Source organism: uncultured Shewanella sp. (assembly GCF_947495455.1).
Classification (GTDB): Bacteria; Pseudomonadota; Gammaproteobacteria; order Enterobacterales; family Shewanellaceae; genus Shewanella.
This window is the reverse complement of the sequence record NZ_CANLZC010000036.1, coordinates 1-24,792: the sequence shown is the minus strand read 5'-3', so window position 1 is coordinate 24,792 and position 24,792 is coordinate 1. Positions and strand designations below refer to the sequence as shown.

The following is a 24,792-nucleotide window of genomic DNA, read 5'->3' as shown; positions in this document are numbered from 1 at the left end:
CATAAAGTAATCTTTATATGTTAATGAATATGACAATGTTAAGGCGTAAAAGAAAAGCGTTTCATATAAGCCTGCATACCATCAAATGTGAGGGGTTTAGAAAAATAATAACCTTGAATTTGATGACAGCCCCGGCTGAGTACTTGTTGTAATTGCTCGCTTGTTTCCACGCCTTCGGCGATCAAATTTAATTGTAAGTTATTCGCCAATTCTATAATACTACTCACAATGGCCTGATCAGCCTTATTAACTGTAATCTGCTTTAAAAAAGAACGATCAATTTTAAGACCACTTACATCAAAATGCCGTAAATAAGCTAATGATGAATATCCTGTTCCAAAATCGTCAATGACCACATTAACGCCCAATTGCCTCAAAGCTGATAAATGCGCCTTAGCCACATTCAGCTCTTTCATCAACACCCCCTCAGTAATTTCAAGTACAATATCAGATGGGTTGCATTCAGTTTGATTAAAAATATCTTTAATTGAATCAATAAAATCACTCTGTAAAAAGTGGACGCCCGAAATATTGATCGACAATTTTATCTGACCATTTTTTGGCTTATCCCATTGCCTATATTGAAAACACGCTTGTTTTAATACCCAGCGTTCAAGGTCAATAATTAATCCACATCCTTCTGCTACCTTAATAAAGAGTTCTGGCTGAATATACCCCTCTTTAGGATGTTTCCACCTCAACAAAGCTTCCATACCAATCAAGTATTCGCCTTGTGCTGTATCTATCTGGGGCTGATAATGAAGCTCTAACTCATCGCGCTCAATAGCCTTACGTAAATCAACCTCTAATCCCATGTAATATAGGGCTTGCTCATTACGCTCGGCAGAATAATATTTAATGTTGCCTCTTCCCTCTTCTTTTGCATGATACATAGCAAGATCGGCATTTTTGATTAAGGTCTCAGCTTGGTTTGCATCTTCAGGCCATAAACTCACACCAATACTCGTTGATATGAAAAACTCTCGACCGTATAAAGAAAAAGGGGATGCAATAGCTGTCAGTAATTTTTGGCATACCTGATTAACCTCATCAATATGCGTAATGTTAGGCAATAGCAATACAAATTCATCTCCACCAAAACGGCACAGTGAATATTCAGAGGAAACACACGATTGCAGCCTTTTAGCAGCCTCAACCAATAAAGCATCTCCCATACTGTGGCCGTATGAATCATTGATGTGCTTAAAACGATCCAAATCTAAAAACAATAAAGCTAATTTTTCATCTTTACGTTGAGCATGGTAAATGGCTTTAGATAATCGGTTTGAAAATAAAGCACGATTTGGCAATCCCGTCAGCATATCAAAATTGGCTAATTGCCTTAAATTAGCTTCGACGCGTTTTCTTTCTGTAATATCAGAAAAAACAGCAACAAAATGCGTGACTTCATCGCTTTCATCTATAATTGCTGAAATATTTAACCAAATAGGACAAGGTGAATTGTTCTCGCGCACTAATTCACATTCCCCTGTCCAAGTGGTCTCTTCAAAGAGTAATTCAGCAATCGTGCTAAAGCGCCCGTTATAAAGTAAAACGAATTCAGAAAAAGACCAGCCAATCAAAGACTCTTCAGCTCCAATCAATTCTTTAGCCGCTTTATTAGCCACTTGAATTTGTTCTTGGTTATCAAGAATAAGCACACCTTCTGAGGTATTTTCAAAAGCTTGAGCCAGCAACTTAATGTCATCCTCTAATTGTCGTTGCTGCGTAACATCCGTAAAAATACCAGCCACGCGAGTAATATCACCTGACACCTCACTCCATTCTACAGGGCGTCCTCGCACTTTCATCCACCCCCATGAACGATCTAAGCGTCGATAACGATATTCGCAATCAAAACGCTCTTTTTTTCCCGCTAACATTTCATGCCAAGCACCAATAACGGCACTTTTTTCTTTTTTATGAACCGGAAATTCACTTTCTGTTAAATAAACCAGCTTTTCTTCAACACCCAAGACACCACTTTCATTTCCAAGGCGAAATAAACCGGTTTCACGTCGCCACTCCCATAACTCAGAATCACTTCCTTTGAGAGATTGACGCAATCTATCCTCACTTTCTAAAAGAGCATCATTCACACTTCTAAACGCCAATCCATGCTGACGACGCAATCCAAATCCTATGAGGCAAACCCCCAATAAAATGCATACCACAAACCCAGTAAACCAAACTGACTGCCACCAAAAATCCTCTACAGTAAAAGAGAATAGCAAAGGACGGCTCGCCCAAATGCCATTTTGCTGCACCAAAACTTCAAGTACGTAATCCCCAGCTTTAAGCCCTAAAATATTCAGCTGGGGCTGCCCTTCTAACAATAAATAATCCGTATTTTTTCTTGTACCGGCCTGCATCAAGCGATATTTCAACACCATTAAACTGTCATCTAAATAATCACTACGGCTTAACTGAAAAGTAATCAACTTGGCGCCAGGGGCGATGATATTGGCTTTCTCCGGTAACAAACTTAATTGCACTCGGTCGTCATAATGCACATTAATCGACTCTATGAGTGCGCTACTTTGCTGAACCCTGTTCTTCAGTGCGTTGGTATCTAATAACATTGCACCATTAGGCGTCCCCACGTATAAACCTTCATTAGGCTCGTAAAAATAAGCGCCTTGATTTAATTCATTACTGATCAAACCATCGTTATCGTTAATCACTAACACATCATGTGTGATCTTATCTTGACGAATTATAGAAGATGAACAGCCAATAATACGTGCTTTATCAGTTTGTTGAATAAAAAAAACACTTTGACAAGAAACCCCCCATAACTTCTCTAATGAACTCGCTTTTTGCGTGTTTAATTGAAATTCAATTAAACCATTTACAGCAGTCCCTAACCACAAAACACCAGGTCTTATTTCTTCGATAACATCCACACTGGAAGGCATATTATTGATTGAGATTTCATTCAAATAAGAGTGGAATTGATTATTTTCATCTAAATAGCCAAACAAATCATCACCACCGATCCACAAACGTTCATTATCCCGATAAACAATATTAACTTTATACAATCCTTGGTTATTTTCAGATAAGCCTAATCTTATTTTTTTAGGCTTACCTATATGCGGCTGCCACAAAAATAAACCTGTATTGGTTGCTATCCACCAATTATCAGGAGACAGCGGATCTTGATAGCTACTGTAAATGACTTTGTTTTCTAACAAGTGACGCTGCCCCTGCAATGAACTTTTTGTCTCAAGGTCATCGTTTTTGTCAACCACAATCAGGCCATTGGTTGTCGACAGAAGCAATTGCCCATCCATAAAATGATGAATTTGATAAATGCTATCACTGACGTTCAACCCCTTAGGCATCACCATTGAACTGGAATCATTTTGCTTATCGACACGAATTAGCCCGCCATCCGTTCCAAGCCATAAGGTATTTTCGTCTGATAATATTGACCAAACGAGTTGATTTGAAAGTTGATAGGGCGCGTCACTAGAGATCACATTCAACAAAAAGTCAGGAGATTCAGCTAAAATAGCAACACCATCACCTGAACCTCCAACCCAAATTAAACCATTCGCATCAATATTAATGGCATAGATATAATCTAAATCAGTGGCTTTTCGTAACTCACCATTAAAAGTTGTTACCTCAATTTGACTCGAATGCCACTTTAGCAAGCCTACTCGTGTGGCCAACCACAAAAAGCCTTGATCATCTTCAGTGATTTTTGCCACATAATAAGGCAATTGAGTAATCGGTTTCACACGATAATTTTGACTATCGAACTGATACAGGCCATGACTTGTCGCCATCCAGACTTGACCTTTAGAATCAGTAAATAGTTGTTTAATAGTGCCTAGTGTCTCATCCCATCCAACTTGTACTTCCCGTGCACCTAATTTATCTCTAACCTGTAAGCTATGTTCCGTCGCAACAAGAATTTTATCCCCCATACTTGTCATGTAACGCCAGGGAATATCAGGATGAAAAGGCAAGTAGCTCAGTAATTCAAGAGAAAGGTCTTGGCATGAAAATTCAAGTAATTCGCCATCATAAGTCAGCAGTAAATAACGGCCATCAGAGCGCTTAACAAAGTCAACAACCCCATCGGCTTGATATTCTGGAAAGAGCGCCTTTGAACCAAAGCGCAGAAATTTATCTTGGAGCACATCGTATAAATACACTTGATGCGCGGTACTCACTAATACATATTGCTCATTTAACGGCTCGACCAAATAAAAAATATTTCGATCTAAATTTAAACCTGCTTCACGCTTATCTATACGCCTGACCTTAGTATTACTAACCCTGTACAGCCCCTCATCGGTGGCGAGCCAAGTAAACCCATGCACATCAAAGCTAATATCTCTAACAGTTGTACTGCTCAGCCCATCACGATCACTAAACACTCGCTGCACTAAATCATCAGCCTTTACAAAATTGAACAGACCCATAAAAACGCAGATCAGACCTAATGCTATTTTTATTATTCTCTTTTTCATACAACTGACAGCAAACGTAACTATGATTCAAATGTATCATTTAGCGGTTCTTTATTCACCTTTATATTAAATATGATATACATTTTAAAAACATTGAAAAAAGGTCAAAAAATGCCACCGCGCATAAAACAGGCAAATCCACCTTTAGACCACGCAATACCAATAAGAAATTTTATACAGAAAAACAGCCAGTTAAGCCATAATAAAAAGGTCGTTTAAAATAAAAAAGCATAATAACTCAATATAATATGCTCTAAAATACAGTAACGTAAATTTTTGTCACTTAATGAAAAAACTTTAATTTTTAGCATCAACAATAAAAAAAGCAAAGTTAAATCAACATTAAAACAACTTAAACTTGAGAGTTAACTTCAAGGTTAACGAGAATGAATCTTAATTAAAAAATAGTTTTCGAGTAAAGGTCTATCAATACAAAAAAGCGCTCTATGAGCGCTTTTTACTATATAGTCCTAACTAAATATTACTTTTTCTTTTTTGCCTTAGGGTTTGGCAGATCAGTAATTGAACCTTCATAAACTTCAGCAGCTAAGCCCACTGACTCATGTAAGGTAGGATGTGCATGGATAGTTAATGCTAAATCTTCCGCATCACAACCCATTTCAATGGCTAAACCAATTTCACCCAATAGCTCACCACCATTCACACCGACAACAGCACCACCGATCACGCGATGAGTCTCTTTATCGAAGATAAGCTTGGTCATGCCTTCGCTTGCATCTGAGGCAATCGCACGACCACTTGCCGCCCAAGGGAAGTTAGCCGTTTCATAAGCAATACCTTGCTCTTTGGCTTCTTTCTCGGTCAAACCAACCCAAGCCACTTCAGGTGCAGTGTAAGCAATGGATGGGATCACTTTAGGGTCGAAGAAATGCTTAAGACCTGAAATAACTTCAGCAGCAACATGGGCTTCATGAACCGCTTTGTGTGCCAGCATAGGTTGGCCAACAATGTCACCAATAGCAAAAATATGAGGGACATTAGTACGCAACTGTTTATCGACATTGATAAAACCACGTTCATCAACATTAACGCCCGCTTTATCAGCATCAATCGCTTTACCATTTGGCGTACGGCCAATAGCCACTAATACAGCATCGTAACGTACTGGCTCACTTGGTGCGCCTTTACCTTCCATTGAAACATAGATGCCATCGTCTTTTGCTTCAACTGCGGTCACTTTTGTTTGTAGCATTAAGTTAAATCTGTCTTTAACTTGCTTAGTGTAGCTACGAACAATATCTTTATCAGCCGCAGGAATAAGCTGATCAAGCATTTCCACGACATCAATTTGGCTACCTAGAGACGAGTAAACCGTTCCCATTTCAAGACCAATGATACCACCACCCATCACCAGTAGCTTACCAGGCACTTCTTTGAGTTCTAATGCATCTGTAGAATCCCAAATACGTGGATCTTCATGAGGAATGAAAGGTAATTGAATTGGACGAGAGCCCGCCGCAATAATCGCATTTTCAAACTGGACAACTGTCACAGTGCCATCTTTTGCAGTCACTTCAAGTGTATTAGGACCTGTAAACTTACCAAAACCTTGAACAGTATTGACTTTACGCATTTTAGACATGCCCGCAAGTCCGCCAGTCAACTGCCCAACCACTTTTTCTTTAAAGCCACGAAGTTTATCTAAATCGATCTGTGGCTCACCAAAAGACACACCGTGATGTGCCACTTCTTTGGCTTCTTCTATCACTTTAGATATGTGTAACAAGGCTTTAGATGGGATACAGCCAACGTTTAAACAAACACCACCTAAGGTGTCAAAACGTTCAACTATGACAGTCTCTAGGCCTAAATCGGCTGCGCGAAAGGCTGCTGAATAACCGCCTGGGCCTGCGCCTAGTACGACGACCTGAGTTTTGATTTCGTTACTCATGTTTTCCTCTATTCTTCTCATTACGTTGACGGCACCAAAGATCTGATATCAACATTAAGATATTGCTAAATCTTGTAGGGTGGCCGCATTTTAACCTGTGTTTGATACTGATCACAATCTTTGACTGAGCATTAAAAAGGCGACCCTCGTAGAGTCGCCTTTTTTTCTATAAAATCAAGGTGCGAATGTCAGATAAACACCCATTTAAATATGTAACAAAACGCGCACCATCAGCACCATCGATAACACGATGATCATAACTCAGTGATAATGGTAACATTAGTCTTGGAATGAAATCACTGCCGTTCCACACAGGCTTCATTTCAGACTTAGACACACCTAAGATAGCCACTTCAGGTGCATTCACAATCGGAGTAAAGGCCGTACCACCTAATCCACCTAAGCTTGAAATGGTAAAACAACCACCTTGCATATCTGATGCAGTAAGCTTACCTTGACGCGCCTTCTTAGACACAGTCATAAGCTCAGCTGACAGCTCATGAATGCCTTTTTTATTCACATCTTTAAAGACAGGAACCACTAGACCATTTGGCGTATCCACCGCAATACCAATATTCACGTACTTCTTCAAAATCAGGCTTTCACCGTCTTCCGATAAAGAAGAATTGAAATTAGGAAAGGCTTCTAATGCCTTTGCAGCCGCTTTCATGATAAACACCAGAGGGGTGATTTTCATGCCTGAATCTTTCTTCGCTTCCGCAGCATTCTGCGCCTTACGGAAAGCTTCTAGTTCAGTAATATCAGCGTTATCCCACTGAGTAACATGGGGGATTTTTACCCAGTTACGGTGCAAGTTTGCGCCAGATATTTTTTGAATTTTAGACAGCGGCTTAATTTCAGTTTCGCCAAACTTATTAAAGTTCACTTTTGGCCATGGCAACAAGCCTAACTCGCTGCCTTGTGCTTGCCCTGCAGGCGCTTTGCCTGATTCTACTTGCTTAACCGCTGCTTTAACGTAATTTTGTACGTCTTCTTTAAGCACTCGATTTTTACGGCCTGTCCCTTTGACTTTCGCTAAGTTCACACCGAATTCACGCGCTAAGCGACGAATAACTGGCGAAGCATGGGCATATTCTTTGTTTTCAACAAAGTCATTACTCGATGTACCCTGACTTTGTGCCGCTGGAGCCGTTGGCGTTGTGGCAACTGAAGGAGTAGGAGTAGGAGTAGGAGCAGCAGCCGCTTGAGGAGCTGGGGCAGCACTTTCCACTTCAAAGACCATGATCAATGAGCCTGTAGACACTTTATCGCCCACCGACACTTTGATGTCTGTCACTTTACCAGCAAAAGGCGCTGGCACTTCCATTGAAGCTTTATCGCCTTCAACAGTGAGCAGGGCTTGCTCTTCTGCAATGACATCGCCAATAGCAACCGTGATTTCAGTCACTTCGACTTCATCACCACCTATGTCTGGCACATTGACCTCTTTTACGCCTGATGTCGCTTGCACCGATGGCGCAGCGGCAACTAGCGATGAAGCAGGTGTTTCAACTTGAACACTCGAGCCACCAGCAACTTCAAATACCATGATTAAAGAGCCTGTCGACACTTTATCACCTTGACTGACTTTGATTTCTTTCACTACACCGGCTTGTGGTGCAGGCACTTCCATTGAAGCTTTATCGCCTTCAACAGTTAATAATGCTTGCTCTTCTGTGACCGTTTCACCTACGACCACCAAAATCTCTGTCACTTCAACTTCATCGCCACCGATATCCGGCACGAATATGTCTTGTAACGCACTGCTTGTCGCTTGAGGAGCCGCTGCTACAGCAACCTCAGCTGCTGGCGTATTAACCACTTCAGCTTTCTGTGCACCAGCATCCGCCTCAAACACCATAATGAATGAGCCCGTTTCGACTTTATCACCCACAGAAACTTTAATTTCTTTCACGACGCCTGCTTGTGGTGCAGGTACTTCCATCGCAGCTTTATCGCCTTCGACAGAAATCAACGCCTGTTCTAACTCAACAGTATCACCAACATTCACCAAAATCTCAGTGACTTCAACCTCATCAGCACCAATATCCGGTACATTAATTTCGATTGTCATTCTTTTTGCCTCTTATGCGTAAAGTGGATTGCGCTTATCAGCATCAATATCAAACTTAGCGATAGCGTCGCTAACCACACTGGCTTCTATCTCGCCTGATTTCGCTAATTCAGATAAAGCAGCCACAACAACATAACCTGCATTCACTTCAAAATGACGACGCAAGTTTTCACGGCTATCTGAACGGCCAAATCCATCCGTACCTAATACTTTAAATGATTGAGCGGGAATAAAGGCACGCACTTGCTCAGCATAGTTTTTCATGTAATCGGTCGCCGCAATGGCTGGCGCTGAACTCATCACTTGTGCAAGGTAAGACACTCTTGGCGCCTGCGTTGGATGCAACATGTTGTAACGCTCAACATCTTGCCCTTCACGTGTTATTTCATTAAATGAAGTCACTGAGAAAATATCCGACCCCACATCATAATCTTCACTGAGAATTTGCGCCGCTTTGCGTACTTCATTCATGATAGTACCCGAGCTCATTAACTGCACTTGCTTAGTCCCTGCATAAGACTCAAGCTTATAAATACCCTTACGAATGCCCTCTTCAGCGCCTTCAGGCATCGCTGGCATGGCGTAGTTTTCATTCATTACCGTTAAGTAATAAAACACATTTTCTTGCTCACCATACATGCGACGAATACCGTCTTGCATGATGACCGCCACTTCATAGGCAAATGTCGGGTCATAAGAGACACAGTTAGGCACAGTGTTCGCAAGAATATGGCTATGGCCGTCTTCGTGCTGTAGACCTTCACCATTTAGCGTAGTACGGCCAGCTGTTGCCCCTAATAAGAAACCACGAGCCTGCTGATCGCCCGCCATCCAAGCCATATCACCCACGCGTTGGAAACCAAACATAGAATAATAAATATAGAATGGGATCATAGGAAGATCGTTAGTACTGTATGACGTCGCCGCAGCCACCCAAGATGACATCGCCCCTAATTCATTAATCCCTTCTTGTAAGACTTGACCTGAAGTCGCTTCTTTATAGTAAGACACGACACCTCTGTCTTCTGGTGTGTATTCTTGCCCATGAGGATTGTAAATACCGATTTGACGGAATAAGCCTTCCATACCAAAAGTACGGGCTTCATCGGCAATGATAGGTACGACATTTTTACCGATATTTTTATTTTTCAACAAAATATTAAGCGTTCTAACAAACGCCATTGTCGTAGAGATATCACGCTTCTGCGCTTCTAATAACGGCTTAAACTCTTCCACTTCAGGGACAATCAATTCTTGAGTGAAATTAGGCAAGCGTTGTGGCGTGTAGCCATGGAGTGCTTGACGGCGAGCATGTAAATATTCGTACTCTTTTGACCCTTCTTCAAGCTTCAAATAAGAGAGATTATTCACATCTTCATCAGAAATTAAATGATCCAATCCAAGACGTGAGCGCAACTGACGCACGTGAGTCATGTCCATCTTTTTCACTTGGTGCGCAATGTTTTTCCCTTCGGCCGCATCACCCATGCCATAACCTTTAACGGTTTTAGCAAGAATCACGGTAGGCTTGCCTTTAGTCTCTTGGGCGTTCTTAAATGCCGCATACAACTTAGAAGACTGATGACCACCACGCTTAAGGGCAAAAATTTGTGCATCTGTCATATCGGCAACTAAAGCAGCCGTTTCAGGATACTTACCAAAGAAATGCTCACGAACATAAGCACCATCTTTTGACTTAAAGGTTTGATAATCACCATCAAGGGTTTCATTCATTAGCTGTAACAACTTACCTGAATTGTCTTTCGCTAACAGAGAATCCCAGTTATTGCCCCAGATCACTTTGACAACATTCCAACCCGCACCTTTAAACAGGCCTTCAAGTTCTTGAATAATTTTACCGTTACCCATCACTGGGCCATCAAGGCGCTGTAGGTTACAGTTCACCAAGAAACATAAGTTATCTAGCTTCTCACGGGCAGCAAAAGAAATCGCTCCTCGTGATTCAGGCTCATCCATCTCACCGTCACCTAAGAAGGCATAGACTCGCTGTGCACTGGTGTCTTTCAGTTCACGACCTTCAAGATACTTCAAAAAGCGGGCTTGATAAATAGCAGAAATCGGGCCTAAGCCCATAGATACAGTTGGGAACTGCCAAAACTCTGGCATTAATTTAGGATGTGGATAAGACGGGATCCCTTTACCATCAACCTCTTGACGGAAATTATCTAACTGCTCTTCAGTTAAACGTCCTTCAACAAAGGCACGAGAATAAATACCGGGAGAAATATGCCCTTGATAATAAACTAAATCACCACCGTCAACCTCATTGGGCGCACGGAAAAAGTGGTTAAAGCACACTTCATAAAAAGCGGCTGATGACTGAAAAGACGCCATATGCCCGCCCAGCTCAAGATCTTTCTTTGAGGCGCGCAATACGATCATGATGGCATTCCAGCGAATGATAGAGCGAATATTATGCTCTAACGTCGTATCGCCTGGGTAAGCAGGCTCTTGTGCTGCCGGAATGGTATTGATGTAATTGGTAGTGATGCCTGTAGGCATATCCACACCATCTAAGCGTGCTTTATCAAGTACTTGCTCTAGTAAATATTGTGCACGTTCAACACCCTCTTCACGAACAACTGACTCTAAAGCGGCTAGCCATTCTTGGGTCTCAGATGGATCTAAATCTTGTAGCATATGTTCAGACATGACACTGTCCTTTCCTATATACAGGGTTATCATTGGAAAATTAAGTTAAGTTTGGTTACTCAAAACCTTTGGAAAGACTGCATTCTATGGGCATCGCCTTTCCAAATAACTTGAATATCAACTAATTTTCGCTCTTTAAACGACGCAGACTACGCTGCAACCGACTATCTTCTTCCCGCACAGAGAGCATGACTTCTTCAATGTAGCTTAAATGCTCATTAGAAGCCGCTCTGGCTGCATCAGGATCACGACGAACAATGGCAGCCAATAAGGCACGCCTATGTTCATTTGCCATCGTCGAGGCTTCTTCTCGACGACGAAGCAACGCCAAATTCTGTTCCACATTCTTATGCAGCACAGGCGTCAAACTTAAAATTAAGTGCAGCATCGCCACATTATGTGAGGCTTCGGCAACCGCACGATGAAATTGTACGATCGCCCCTGCTTGCTCAGTGATTTCTTGTGCAGCTTCTACTTCCATTATAGAGCGCTTAATATTTTGCATGTCGGCATCCGTACCTCGTAATGCAGCAAAATACGCCATCATACCTTCTGTGGCATGACGAAATTCTAGCAGATCATACTGACTTTCAGAGTCATTATGCATCAGCTCAACAATAGGATCTGCCAAGCTTTGCCATAGCTGTTGCTTGACATAGGTTCCACCGCCTTGGCGACGAAACAGCAAACCTTTCGCCTCAAGCTTTTGAATCGCTTCTCGTAATGAAGGTCGGGACACTTCAAACTGCAAGGCTAATTCTCGCTCAGGGGGTAACTTTTGCCCAGGTTGAATGCTTCCTTCTAGGATCATTTGCTCTAGTTGGCCCATGATCACATCTGAAATTTTTGGCTGGTTTATTTTACTATAAGCCATCGGCCTTTCAGCTCCTATTGTAAATTGGTCTTACCAATTTAATTAAATTGAGCAAACTTTAACAAATCAAGGTTTATATGTCCAGCCAGTCAAAAATGAATGTAATGGGGCTCAATGGCGAAAGGATAACCGACTCAGGTCAACAAAGGGGCCCGACCATTACACCTAACGAAGGGTAAAAAAATCTATCAAACTGATTATTAATATAATTGTCTAGAACTTGTTAGTAGCCAAACACACCAATTAACTTAAAAATAACCCATATCAATAAACAAAAATAAGCATGGGCGCTCTTATCATAAGCACCCATTGATTAAGAGATATGCAAAATATTTCGTGTTATTTAATCACGCCAAAAATAGTCAAAAGGGCGACAACAATAATAAGTAAAATAAAATTACGCTTACTCAGCTGTAATAAAGATAAGGTCGTTTGAACACAAACCGATTCTTTTGACTCTTGTGGTACCGTTTCTGCAGCCGAGGCCACTTTAGTCACCATATCTCTTGCTGAACATTTAACATCCATTGCAGTCGATAACCACATTGAAAAGCCTTGGCTAAATTTGCCACTTAACACATAACCAAAGGCGAAAATACGACTTGGAATCCAATCTAACACGAATAATAAACAATCAACCCAAGGTAAATTCAAGGCATGACGTTTATTTAACTCACTGTAAAACCTTGTAGTACCATAAAATAACGCGCCTATGGGCCCACAAACGATAAGATAAAGTGCAATAACACCAAAATAGCGATAATTGATCCAGGCAACACTTTGCCCCACTTTTGCTCCTAGTTCATACTCAGTCACAGCCTCCAGACTCTGACTTGGTTCCAACTCTTCAGCATGATGAAAGCAAGCCTGTACATCGTCTCTACAGGCTGACTGCATATATTCTTTAAACGCCTTTCTTTGATCTTGATGGCTAAAACAAATAACAGCCACGATTAACCATAAGAGTAAATTTAAACTGCCCCAGAGAAAATCACTGATCAACCAACTGATTAAGGCCACCACTAACGCAGGAAATATCACTGCCAGTACTAACATGACTTTTGATTTTAATTGTTCATCACCGAATAACATCCCATGATAACGCGCCATCAAAGGGTTAAACTGCCAAAAGGCAGGCAAGATTTGAAAACGTTCAATCAAAATTGCCACTAATAATACAAATAGTGTCATAACGCTACCTATCCCATAGAAGCTACGACTAAAAGAGCGATTACATTGTTACCACTTAACAAGCAGCAATGCTGCATTCAGCGCGTAGAGCAAATTGCTTAAAATAGATTATTAGACTCATGACGGTATTAAGCCCGCTAAATAACGATTCCAGTCAAAACTCTGCCCTGGATCCGTTTTTCGCTCAGGGGCTATATCACAATGTCCAACAATCCGTTCTTTATTGAGTTTAGGATAAACTGCCATTAATGTGTTACTGAGAGCCATCAAAGTACAATATTGTTCATCCGTATAAGCGATATCATCTGTACCTTCAAGTTCAATGCCTAATGCAAAATCATTACAATTATCACGCTCCTCAAACTTTGACACTCCAGCATGCCAGGCTCTGTCATCACAAGACACATACTGAACAAGCTCACCGTCTCGGCGAATAAGAAAATGTGCCGACACCTTAAGCCCTTCAAGTGCTTGAAAGCTGATATCCTCATCACAATTAAGACAACCTAAAAATAAATGATCAATATAAGGCAAGCCAAAGCACCCTGCAGGTAAACTGATATTGTGCACAACCAGTAAACTCACCTCACCATTAGGTCTGGCATTAAAATGAGGAGAATAAACACGCCGAGCCTCCTTTACCCAACCTTGATGAACTTGGTATGGAGTAGAACCCTTAGCTGCGGTTAATTGAACAGCCACTTTATTTAAATAAGACATGAAAAAAACCACAATGATTTTAAATTACTCTATCAATAATCCTCACATAAGACAAAGCAAAAAGGAGAATAAATCCGCCTGAATTCAAATTCATTCTATGATAATCTACCCTCCAATATTTCGCCTACAACTGCTTTTATATTGCAAGGACACTTCATCATGCTTGAAAATGACATTCGACTTTCAGTCAAAGCCGCACTTGACGAAGACTTAGGTCATCAAGATGCTCATCATCGCAGTCAAGCCGATATTACGGCACAACTGATCCCAAGTGACAAACATGCACAGGCAAAACTCATCACTCGAGAAGAAGGCGTCTTTTGTGGTAAAGCTTGGGCGGAGCAAGTTTTTAATCAACTCGGTGGCGAAGTCGCTTTACTTTGGCATGTTGATGACGGTGATTTACTCATTCCCAACCAAGTGCTGTGCGAGTTATCAGGCCCTGCCAGAACCATATTAACGGGCGAGCGCACGGCAATGAATTTCATTCAAACACTATCAGGTGTCGCCACTATCACTAAAACTTATGTGGATAAACTCGCCGGAACCCACGCCCAGCTACTTGATACTCGAAAAACTCTTCCAGGTTTAAGAACAGCACAAAAGTATGCGGTAACTTGTGGTGGCGGCGTTAACCACCGTATCGGCCTGTATGATGCATTTTTGATAAAAGAAAACCACGTTATGGCTTGCGGTACCATTAAAAGTGCGGTGACATCGGCAAGAAACTTACATCAAGATAAAGCCGTGGAAGTGGAAGTGGAAAATATTGATGAACTGAGCCAAGCACTCGACGCTCAAGCAGACATCATCATGTTAGATAATTTCGATATTAACATGATGTTAGAAGCCGTTGAGCTCAACAATCAATATAAAGATGCAGATAACACAAAAGGTTACCAAGGGGCAAAATTAGAAGTCTCTGGCGATGTGACCTTAGACACAATAGCAAACTTTGCTAAAACAGGCGTAGACTACATTTCCGTTGGTGCGCTCACCAAACATGTTCGCGCATTAGATTTATCATTACGATTACAAAGCTAATACCAAACTCATACAGAAATAACCATGATATCCATAAACAACCCCTTATCAAATATGTGGTTGTTTATGGAATAAAATAATATGGATTCGGTAATTTATAAATCTTATCAGCATACCCCCCCCAACAAATCACTATATTGATCACCAATAGAAAAAAGAATTCGATATCCTTTATCTACGATTTGCTGGCGAATTTTTGATTTATAAGGGATCGCTGACGATTTATCATAGTCGCTAGGCTTCATATATAGCGCTTTCCAGCCACTGTAGCCTAAATGGGTTAATTTTTGCGTCGCAAATGGGCGATAGGTTTCTTGATCGCCCGTAATAATAAATATACTGATACCATGACTTTTAACCGCATTAAAAAGCCGTTGAACAGGCGGAATAACACGAGGTGCTATTTTATTGTTATAGGACATAGTGACTGTCTTACCGTCGTGCAACAATGCCATATTGACTAAAAAATCATTTAAGTACTGTTTAATATTGTCATAATTTGACACCATAGTTTCATCGACGTCAAACACAACCGCAAACTGTTGAGGTTCACTGTACTTTTGCTCAACTTGCTCTCGCAAATTTCTTTCGGCCTCTTCCACCACCATAGTTAATTCATACAAGTACTGACCAGAATCATGGTATTCAATCAATGAATCTATGAAATCATGACTATTTTCAGGCGTAACGGCACCGAGGTTCATAGACGTCAATATAAGGCTTAAGGATAATAAAACAGTCTTAACACTCTGCATATGGCTCTCCACTGGCTCGTTCTTATGAACAAACTATAGTGGTATTTGAGCTACATTGACCTTAATACGCCTTAATTGATGATAAAAAGTCAATAAAAAATCAATAAAAAGCTAAATGAACCTGCTCTAATGACATCAATATCAGCTTAGCCTTGCCAGAACCAAGCTAAAAACGATAAGAAGCACGCACACCGATTAAGGTATTGGCCGGAATGTAATCATTCGCCGTTTGATAAGTTGCCGATAATCCCAATCCCACATGATTTCTAAAGTTATACTCGATTCCCGTTCCCGCAATACCCACAACACGAGTCTGATTTTTATCGATAACCGCATCCGACAATACATATTCATCATGGACATCGGCATAATAAATACCTAATCCCGCTTTCGCAAACGCACTAAAATGATTGGCCAGTGGGTAGTTATAAATAAAACTACCATCGATACCTTGCACTTGATAATGCCATTGAGCGCTATTATCACCCCAAGTCGCATTGCCACTCATATCAACGGTATTGTTATAACCCACTTCAAAAGCATAATTTTGATCGAATCGATAACCCGCAAACAAACGGCCACCAAGATTATCAGAACCAAACAAGTTTAACTCTGCATTATCGATACTTTGGTAAGAGGCATTGGTTTGACTATTATTGGAATATCCCAGCTCAGTCCCAATATAAAACCCCGCATTTGAGCCACCACCATTTAAGCCACCACAACGCGGCCCACAATGAGGATCAGCTTCAAAAGGCCGATTATCGCCAGGCCGTGCCATACTGGGCAAAGACACACACATCATCAATAACATGAAAAGCAGTTTAAATTTCATCACATCATTCTTCTGTTTATTAATATTAGTGACCTAATTTAATGACTTTTTTTCTCTATCCCTACTCTATTTTCTGTCTGAATCGTTTCAATGACTTATTTATTGTTTAATGAATAACCTTGATTTATTATTTTTAATAAATTCACTTCATAAAAGACGTAAACTCAGCAAATTTTCAACAAGAATTAATATTAGCCATCAAGCTGAATATCACAGATAAAAAATGAGCACATATCCTTTCACCTCTATGCCCCTCATGTTACGCTCCTCATTCTAGTGTAATAGAGTGTAATAAATTCTCCTCTATCAAATATAACAATAGCTATTGACTATCAATTCAAACTTATAGCTAAATCTTATAGCTATAACTAACTCTTATACCTACTAAATCTTATAACTAAGTGTGCGTCCATCAATGAATTTTCAAAGCCAATGGATCAACTTTGAATGCTCAATTAGATAAATAAAATTGTTCAATATTTCTCTTTTTGTACTACCTTTATACTATTCCAAGTGCTTGTTACCTACTTAAGTGGAATACAAGCATGAATATCGAGCTAAGCCTTGATTCAGAGTAACCCGCTCACTGACACAGTGAAGCTAATGTAACTGGAGAGAGAACTATGAGTATACACGTCACGGATGACAGGAAGATCACACCTGATCATTCTCATTGCGCCATCAAAACATCTGCTACTGACAATGGCATTCAGCTTGATTTAGCACCTGATTTAGAGCCTGATTTAAAACACAAGCGTACTCATACACAAGCCCATCGCCAGCAAGGCTTTACACTTATTGAGCTCATGATAGTGGTCGCCATTATCGGTATTCTCGCCGCCGTGGCTCTACCTGCCTATCGAGATTACACCGCGTCCGCTCATGGCGCAGCAGCGATGAAAGGTGTGGCTTCTTATGCAACTAAAGCTGTGAGTTGTGTGCAGTCAGGAATTGGCTGTTCTTCACTTGCTGAAGAGATAGCAGCTGATGATGAAGATGGTGATAAACTCACTGTTTCAGCAACACTTTCTGAAGGTAGTGGTGGTAATTTAATGTTTAATGAAGGCACTTGTATCGTTACGGCACATATTTCAGATACTGGTATATTAACCTATACCTCTGTAGCAAGTAGTGAAGATGCTGCTGCCGATGATGGTCAATGCCAAGAAGGTTCAGGTGCGGATGCACCAGAAAGTGAAAGTGGAGGTGAAGGTGGAGGTGAATCTGAATAGTTACTAATTCATCACTCAAATATTGGCTCTATCGCTTTACAAGCCAATATTTGAGCTTTTAATACAAAATAACAGGTATTAATCAATGCCCACTTCCGCGATTAATTCAACACAAACCGCTACCTCAAATAATCTTAGCGCTCACACTCGACTGACTCCAACTAGCAATAAAGCAAACACTTTTTCTGGCCTTGCTGGCCTCTTTATTCGTCATAAACTCATTGAAGAAGCATCACTCACCCAAGCCCAGCAGCAAGCAAAAGCGGAGCAACAAAACCTGATCCGTTATTTAGTGCACCATGAACTCATGAGTGCTTATGATATCGCCCAAGTGTTACATCAAGAATACGGCACCCCTTTATATGATCTCAATGAGCTAAAACTCGACAGCTTAGATGATGACATTCTTAATAAAAAACTCATTGAAAAACATAATTGCTTACCTCTGTACAAGAAAAATAACCGCCTGTATTTAGCCATGTCAGATCCCACTAATATTGCCGCACTAGAGGATTTTCAATTCAGCGCCAGCATGCATACTGAGGCCATTTTAGTTGAAGAAGACAAGCTCACACTCAGCATCAATCGCTTATTGGATCTGGACATAGAAAACCATTATTTAAGCCAAGTCGATGAGGAAGCCTTACTCAACTTAGATGCCTTTGATAATAATGCTCACGTTGCTCAAAGCGATGATGAGCAAGATATTGCTGACGATACAAAAGATGATGCGCCCATTGTGGTTTATCTCAATAACACTTTAGCTAAAGCCATACATAAAGGCGCCTCAGATCTGCATTTTGAGCCTTATGAGCATAGCTATCGTATACGATTTCGCATTGATGGCATTTTACACCTCATTGCCGAGCCACCTGTGGCGCTTGCAGCGCGCATTGCAGCCCGTTTAAAAGTCATGGCAAAACTGGATATTGCCGAGCGACGTCTACCACAAGATGGCCGCATCAAGCTCAGTCTCACTCCCCTAAAAGATCAGCATAACAAACGAGGGAAAACACACGCTATCGATTTCAGGGTTAGCACTTTACCCACCCTCTGGGGTGAAAAAATCGTTATGCGTATTCTCGACTCTTCTTCGGCCCAGTTAGGTATTGAAAAACTCGGCTTTGATGATAAACAAAAACACTTATACCAAACCATGCTCGCCAAACCCCAGGGCATGATCTTAGTCACAGGCCCCACAGGCTCTGGCAAAACCGTCTCTCTTTATACTGGCCTTAATAAACTCAATACTCAGGAGCGCAATATCTCTACCGCCGAAGATCCCGTTGAAATCAATCTTGAAGGCGTAAATCAAGTGCATATCAATCTCAAGGCTGGGCTCACTTTTGCCTCGGCGTTGCGCTCTTTCTTACGTCAAGATCCGGATGTCATCATGGTTGGGGAGATCCGCGATCTTGAAACCGCTGAAATTGCCATAAAAGCCGCTCAGACAGGCCATTTAGTGCTATCTACCTTGCACACGAACTCGGCTGCAGAAACCCTCACACGCCTGCTTAACATGGGCGTGCCAGGTTACAATATTGCCAGCTCTGTTTCACTCATTATTGCTCAGCGGCTGACAAGACGTCTCTGTCCACACTGTAAACAAGAAGAAGTGATCCCTAAGCAGGAGTTACTGAGCTTAGGCTTTACTCAAGCACAAGTACAGCAAGGCGTGCAGTGCTTTCAAGCCATAGGATGCGAACATTGTGCGGGAGGATATAAAGGGCGTGTAGGGATCTATGAAATGTTACCTATGTCTGATGCCATTGCCGACACTATCATGCAAGGAGGCAATTCTCTCGATATTGTCAATCAAGCTAAACGCCAAGGCATGCAAGACTTACGCTTATCAGGATTACTCAAAGTCATAGAAGGTGTCACTAGCCTTGCTGAAATTAATCGCGTCACACAGAGTACTTAAGGCAATACCATGAGTACAACTAATAGCCTCAGTGCTAAACAGCAGTCAAAACCCGCCCCCAAAATTACCCTTTATGAATGGCAAGGGCTCAATAAACAAGGTGACAAAGTCTCTGGCCATTTACGCGGCAGCAGCATGGCGGAAATTCGCAGTAAATTAAAATCTCAAGGCATCACCCCTAAACGCGTTCATCGGCAATCTAAACCCCTTTTTAAACTTCCGCCCCCTAAAGTCACAGCCATGGATATTGCCATGATGACTCGACAGATTGCCACTATGCTCACCGCAGGCGTACCATTAGTGACTAGCATTGAGCTTATTGCAAGGGGGCATGAAAAAATAAAAATGCGTGAGCTACTTGGACAGATCCTTGATGATATTCAATCGGGAACTCCTCTTTCAGATGCACTTCGCACCCATCGACTTTATTTTGATGATCTATTTGTCGATTTAGTGGCTGCAGGAGAGCATGCTGGTGCGCTTGAAACGGTATTTGATCGCATCGCGCTTTATAAAGAAAAAGCTGAGCAATTAAAATCAAAAATAAAGAAGGCCTTATTTTACCCTATCACTGTCGTCATAGTGGCTATTGCTGTCACCTCAATGTTGCTCTTGTTTGTGGTACCACAATTTGAGGAAATATTTAATGGCTTTGGTGCCGAGTTACCCGCATTTACACAAGTTGTTATTCACATATCGAAAGGCCTACAAGCCTCTTGGCACTTTATCCTCATAGGCGTTATTATCGGCAGTATTATATTAATACGACTGCATCGTAACTCATCACTTTTTAGGGATAAACTTGATGCCCTTATATTAAAAATACCTGTCATAGGTCAAATTCTTCATAAAGCCGCCATGGCCCGTTTTGCCAGAACACTGGCCACGACCTTTGGCGCAGGTGTGCCACTCATTGATGGATTGGCGTCTGCAGCAGGTGCGTCAGGCAATGCCGTATACCGCCGTGGCGTTTTAAAAATGCGAGAACAAGTGATTTCAGGTATGCAAATGAACACTGCGATGCATACCACAGGCTTATTTCCTGATATGCTGGTTCAAATGGTCATGATTGGTGAAGAATCAGGCTCTTTAGACAATATGCTCAATAAAGTTGCCAATATTTATGAAATGCAAGTCGATGATGCCGTAGATGGTCTCGCCAGTTTAATTGAGCCTGTCATGATGGTTGTCATCGGCACTTTAGTCGGCGGCTTAATTGTGGCTATGTATTTACCTATTTTTCAAATGGGAAAAATCGTCAGCTAACTTGCTCTAAAGTGCTCCAAAACTCAGTTAAAAATAAATCATGGCAACCCATATTAGAATGATCACAAGATAGACATAAGAAAATAATGACCGAATTTGTAGCGCTACTCAATCAATATCCTTGGCTTTTTATTACAATTAGCTGTATCTTTGCCGCCATTTTGGGCAGCTTTTTAAACGTTGTCATCCACCGTTTACCTGTGATGATGAAAAGACAGTGGCAGCAAGAATGTAACGAGTACCTCGCCCAATATCATCCCGCTATTTTCAAGCAGCACTCACAAGATTTAGCCCGTTCAATAGATAAGTACCCACCTCGCTATAATTTAGCCGTTCCTCCATCCAGTTGCCCCAGCTGTCATACAGACATCAAACCTTATCACAATATTCCAGTACTTAGCTGGCTAATGCTAAAAGGGCGATGTGTGCAATGCAAAACTCCGATATCCACTCGCTATCCCCTTATTGAAGCGACAAGTGCAGTACTGATCGGTACCTTAGCTTGGCATTTTGGCCCAACTAATCTCTTCATTTTTGCCAGTATTTTCACATTGAGTTTGATCGTACTCACCTGTATCGATCTTGATGAAATGTTACTTCCAGATCAAATTACCTTGCCACTCCTTTGGTTAGGTATTATTGTTAATATAAACATGGGTTTTGTTTCGTTATCAAGTTCCATTATTGGCGCAATAGTCGGTTACCTTAGCTTGTGGTTTGTCTTTTGGGGATTTAAATTACTGACGAATAAAGAAGGGATGGGATACGGTGACTTTAAGCTCTTAGCAGTACTGGGGGCTTGGATTGGCTGGCAAATGCTTCCTATTATTCTCATATTATCCTCGGTAATTGGTGCAACAATAGGCATAATAATGATATTAATAAAGCGAAAAAAATATCATCAAGCCATTCCTTTCGGACCTTATCTTGCCATTGCAGGCTGGATAGCCATGATCTGGGGCGAACCGATACTCAATGGATACTTGTCTTATTTATCACGATAATAATCACAATAAGAATAATAATTATGTCAAAATTTATAGTAGGCTTAACAGGTGGAATAGGAAGCGGTAAAACAACTGTTGCCAACCTTTTTGCTGAGCTTGGGATCTGCCTTATTGATGCGGATCTGATAGCAAGACAAGTTGTTGAGAAAGGATCAACAGGATTAGCTCAAATTTGCGCACACTTCGGCAATGATATGTTATTAGAAACAGGTGAACTCAATAGAAGTCTATTAAGAGAAACTATTTTTAATCATCCATCAGAACGCCAATGGCTAAATGCTTTATTGCATCCAATGATCCGCATCGAAATGCAACAGCAAATGACACAAGCTCATTCCATTTATTGCATAATGATTGCACCATTGCTGTTTGAAAATGGTTTAGACAAGAAAGTTAATCGCACTTTACTTGTTGATTTATCAGAAGAACAACAAAAGAAACGCACTCAGCTTAGAGATAATGTAAGTGAAAAACAAATAGACAATATCATCGCTAGCCAAATGAGCCGAAATGAAAAGCTGTCAAAAGCGCATGATGTTATCAACAACCAAGGACCTCAATCTGCACTCAAGGAACAAGTAGCACAATTGCATAACCAATATTTGAAGTTGGCAAACAGTGCAGAGCATACATCATGAATACACTCATTTTTGAACACCCATTAAATGAAAAAATACGTGGCTATTTACGTCTAGAGTACCTAGATCAACAATTACAACAAAACTTAGTTGAGGATCATCAGGCACGGTGTTTTGATCCTTTGTTCTCCCTATGTGAGCTAACTGAGCGTTGTGACTATAGTGGAGAAGTCTTAAAAGATATCGACAGACAACTAGCACAATGGTCAATTGATGGGGTACCTGTTATCGATACTATCTCCGATCCTATTGCCGCACTCAAAGAAAGTCGTAATAAGCTCAAAATAGCACAACGACCAGGCCTCAATATAAAAAATGATCGTTTTCTCAGCACGCTAAGACAGAGATATAACATGCCAGGTGCTTGCTGTAATTTTGACCTACCTCAGTTGCACTTTTGGCTTGAAAAGCCTTGGGAACAAAGACAAGCTGAATACCTTGGCTGGAAAGAGCAATTCTCCGATCTATTAACACCCATCAAGTTACTTTTAACCATCACCAGACAATCCAGCCATTATGAAGAGTGCTCCGCCCACGATGGTTTTTTTCAGGCTCACAGTGAGCGGCCACTTTCATTAGTTCGCATCAAATTGAGTCCCAAAAATCAATGTTATCCTACAATTAGCGGGCATAAAAATCGCTACGCGATTCATTTTATGCAATTTGATAGTCAAAAACATGCCAATGAAAATATTCCTTTTCAATTAGCAGCTTGCTAATTAATAACAAGTGATTGCTTCCTCGTAAAAGTCAATCGCCTACAATAAATAGTTAAAAGGTCTTTTTGAGTTATTTTAGGTATAATACTCTTCAAGATCTTTTAGCGATTATTGAGTTTAACGAAATATGCCACTTACCGTTACCTGCCCAACATGCCAAGATACTGTCAATTGGAATGATAGCTCACCGTTTAAACCTTTTTGTAGTGAACGTTGTAAACTCATTGATTTGGGTGATTGGGCTTCAGAGAAACATAGCATTCCCGTAAAACCTGAGTTTGATCCCGAGACATTAGATGGCCTAGGTTACGATGAAGCCAATTTTTTTAAACAAGACTAAAACCAAATTATATGAATAATAGAATACATGTTGCTGTTGGTGTGATTGTCAATGAAGCACAACAGATCTTAATCGCTAAACGTCATGCACATTTACATCAAGGTGGAAAATGGGAGTTTCCAGGAGGGAAAGTTGAGCAAGGTGAAACTGTCACTCAAGCTTTAAGTCGAGAATTAAAAGAAGAGATCGGCATTAATATTAAAGAAACACAAGCATTAATGGAAATTAGTCACAATTACCCAGACAAACAAGTCAAACTTGATATTCACTGGGTAAAAGACTTTGAAGGTATCGCCACCGGATTAGAAGCACAAGAAATCATCTGGGTCGACAAAAGTGAGCTGCTAAACTACAACTTTCCAGACGCAAACAAACCTATTATCGAAAAGATCCTCGAAGATCCTTCAGTATCAGCCTAATTATTTTCAATCCAGTTGATATAGACTAAATCAACTGGTCTTCATTTAATCCAATTTAGTTTGAGTACCAGTCGCCACATCATAAATCGCATAAAAAGAGCTTTTATCTTGATATAAGTGCCCCACTCTCTCTTTATCAAGATCGTGCACACTGAATTTACACATATAAATGTCTTTTTTGTATTTCTTCGCGACCTGCACTTTTATATCACTATAATAGCCATTGTAATCATAAAACCTTGCCAATTCTGAACAGGCTTGATCAGCAGCAGACCACTCGTCATGCGCAGCGGATAATGCTGTTAGTGGTAATAGAGACATTGCAGCAATTATTAATTTTTTCATAAATTTGACGTTAAATACTCTGTTTTTTAAAGCAACTCTTCACCTCGGTTATTCGACAAAGAAGCCCTTTAAGTATGAATTTAATGTCACTATGATAAATAGCAGGCTATTTAAAATATTCCAAAAAGATTAAGAATTGTTATTTTAATTCATATACTTTGGTTTGATATTCTTCAAGTCTTAAAAACAAAGTACAGAAATAGTACAGAAATAAAACATGTACTCTGAAAAAGCCCAGCTTCGAGTCCATCAATCTGCATCCTGCATCAATGGCATTCCCTATATCCATATAGGTCATCACTCTCCGCGTTGACTCACAGCGATGTGAGAAATGTCG

Annotated in this window: 19 protein-coding genes; 9 read left to right on the top strand and 10 right to left on the bottom strand. The window is 40.8% G+C overall.

Annotation, left to right across the window (positions count from 1 at the left end; all coding sequences use genetic code 11):
- Window positions 1-38: 38 nt before the first annotated feature.
- The 7 genes from Q0791_RS11250 to ampD all read right to left on the bottom strand — a co-directional run bounded on the left by Q0791_RS11250 (window position 39) and on the right by ampD (window position 13,931).
- Entirely contained in the window at window positions 39-4,439 is a 4,401-nt protein-coding gene (locus tag Q0791_RS11250) for an EAL domain-containing protein (RefSeq protein WP_299006183.1), read from the bottom strand.
- Between the two features lie 529 nt (window positions 4,440-4,968).
- Entirely contained in the window at window positions 4,969-6,399 is a 1,431-nt protein-coding gene (lpdA, locus tag Q0791_RS11245) for a dihydrolipoyl dehydrogenase (protein ID WP_299006180.1), read from the bottom strand.
- A 166-nt stretch (window positions 6,400-6,565) separates the two neighbouring features.
- Window positions 6,566-8,473, bottom strand: coding sequence for a pyruvate dehydrogenase complex dihydrolipoyllysine-residue acetyltransferase (gene aceF, locus Q0791_RS11240; RefSeq protein ID WP_299006177.1), 1,908 nt, complete (start codon window positions 8,471-8,473; stop codon window positions 6,566-6,568).
- 12 nt (window positions 8,474-8,485) lie between these two features.
- Complete coding sequence (gene aceE, locus Q0791_RS11235) at window positions 8,486-11,146, bottom strand: pyruvate dehydrogenase (acetyl-transferring), homodimeric type (RefSeq protein ID WP_299006174.1); 2,661 nt, start codon at window positions 11,144-11,146, stop codon at window positions 8,486-8,488.
- Between the two features lie 121 nt (window positions 11,147-11,267).
- Window positions 11,268-12,020, bottom strand: a complete 753-nt coding sequence (gene pdhR, locus Q0791_RS11230; RefSeq protein ID WP_299006171.1) for a pyruvate dehydrogenase complex transcriptional repressor PdhR — start codon at window positions 12,018-12,020, stop codon at window positions 11,268-11,270.
- A 339-nt stretch (window positions 12,021-12,359) separates the two neighbouring features.
- Window positions 12,360-13,211, bottom strand: coding sequence for a beta-lactamase regulator AmpE (gene ampE / locus Q0791_RS11225; RefSeq protein WP_299006168.1), 852 nt, complete (start codon window positions 13,209-13,211; stop codon window positions 12,360-12,362).
- A gap of 117 nt (window positions 13,212-13,328) precedes the next feature.
- Window positions 13,329-13,931 carry a 1,6-anhydro-N-acetylmuramyl-L-alanine amidase AmpD gene (gene ampD / locus Q0791_RS11220; protein WP_299006165.1) on the bottom strand — a complete coding sequence of 201 codons (603 nt, stop codon included), beginning with the start codon at window positions 13,929-13,931 and terminating at the stop codon, window positions 13,329-13,331.
- A gap of 159 nt (window positions 13,932-14,090) precedes the next feature.
- On the opposite strand from ampD, the gene nadC reads away from it, so the two are divergent.
- Window positions 14,091-14,975, top strand: coding sequence for a carboxylating nicotinate-nucleotide diphosphorylase (gene nadC, locus Q0791_RS11215; protein WP_299006163.1), 885 nt, complete (start codon window positions 14,091-14,093; stop codon window positions 14,973-14,975).
- A 107-nt stretch (window positions 14,976-15,082) separates the two neighbouring features.
- On the opposite strand, the gene Q0791_RS11210 is transcribed toward nadC, so the two are convergent.
- Both Q0791_RS11210 and Q0791_RS11205 read right to left on the bottom strand, forming a co-directional pair.
- Window positions 15,083-15,730 carry an HAD family acid phosphatase gene (locus Q0791_RS11210; RefSeq protein ID WP_299006160.1) on the bottom strand — a complete coding sequence of 216 codons (648 nt, stop codon included), beginning with the start codon at window positions 15,728-15,730 and terminating at the stop codon, window positions 15,083-15,085.
- Between the two features lie 166 nt (window positions 15,731-15,896).
- Window positions 15,897-16,565 carry an outer membrane beta-barrel protein gene (locus Q0791_RS11205; protein ID WP_299006157.1) on the bottom strand — a complete coding sequence of 223 codons (669 nt, stop codon included), beginning with the start codon at window positions 16,563-16,565 and terminating at the stop codon, window positions 15,897-15,899.
- A gap of 623 nt (window positions 16,566-17,188) precedes the next feature.
- Here Q0791_RS11205 and Q0791_RS11200 point away from each other — a divergent pair.
- The 8 genes from Q0791_RS11200 (at window position 17,189) to mutT (ending at window position 24,110) form a co-directional block, all read left to right on the top strand.
- A complete protein-coding gene (locus Q0791_RS11200; protein ID WP_299006154.1) occupies window positions 17,189-17,797 on the top strand; it encodes a prepilin-type N-terminal cleavage/methylation domain-containing protein in 609 nt (202 codons plus the stop codon).
- An 85-nt stretch (window positions 17,798-17,882) separates the two neighbouring features.
- Window positions 17,883-19,721 (top strand): type IV-A pilus assembly ATPase PilB, encoded by a 1,839-nt coding sequence (gene pilB / locus Q0791_RS11195; RefSeq protein ID WP_299006151.1) that lies wholly within the window; start codon window positions 17,883-17,885, stop codon window positions 19,719-19,721.
- A gap of 9 nt (window positions 19,722-19,730) precedes the next feature.
- Complete coding sequence (locus Q0791_RS11190) at window positions 19,731-20,987, top strand: type II secretion system F family protein (protein ID WP_299006148.1); 1,257 nt, start codon at window positions 19,731-19,733, stop codon at window positions 20,985-20,987.
- Between the two features lie 86 nt (window positions 20,988-21,073).
- Window positions 21,074-21,991, top strand: a complete 918-nt coding sequence (locus tag Q0791_RS11185; RefSeq protein ID WP_299006145.1) for an A24 family peptidase — start codon at window positions 21,074-21,076, stop codon at window positions 21,989-21,991.
- Between the two features lie 23 nt (window positions 21,992-22,014).
- Window positions 22,015-22,632 carry a dephospho-CoA kinase gene (gene coaE, locus Q0791_RS11180; RefSeq protein WP_299006142.1) on the top strand — a complete coding sequence of 206 codons (618 nt, stop codon included), beginning with the start codon at window positions 22,015-22,017 and terminating at the stop codon, window positions 22,630-22,632.
- Window positions 22,629-23,351, top strand: a complete 723-nt coding sequence (gene zapD, locus Q0791_RS11175) for a cell division protein ZapD (protein ID WP_299006139.1) — start codon at window positions 22,629-22,631, stop codon at window positions 23,349-23,351. Before coaE ends, zapD begins: the two co-directional genes overlap by 4 nt.
- A gap of 127 nt (window positions 23,352-23,478) precedes the next feature.
- A complete protein-coding gene (gene yacG / locus Q0791_RS11170) occupies window positions 23,479-23,691 on the top strand; it encodes a DNA gyrase inhibitor YacG (protein WP_299006136.1) in 213 nt (70 codons plus the stop codon).
- Window positions 23,692-23,702: 11 nt separating this feature from the next.
- The gene (gene mutT, locus Q0791_RS11165; protein ID WP_299006133.1) at window positions 23,703-24,110 is read left to right on the top strand and encodes an 8-oxo-dGTP diphosphatase MutT; all 408 of its coding nucleotides are present in this window, start codon (window positions 23,703-23,705) and stop codon (window positions 24,108-24,110) included.
- 45 nt (window positions 24,111-24,155) lie between these two features.
- On the opposite strand, the gene Q0791_RS11160 is transcribed toward mutT, so the two are convergent.
- Entirely contained in the window at window positions 24,156-24,455 is a 300-nt protein-coding gene (locus Q0791_RS11160) for a hypothetical protein (protein WP_299006130.1), read from the bottom strand.
- Between the last annotated feature and the right edge of the window lie 337 nt (window positions 24,456-24,792).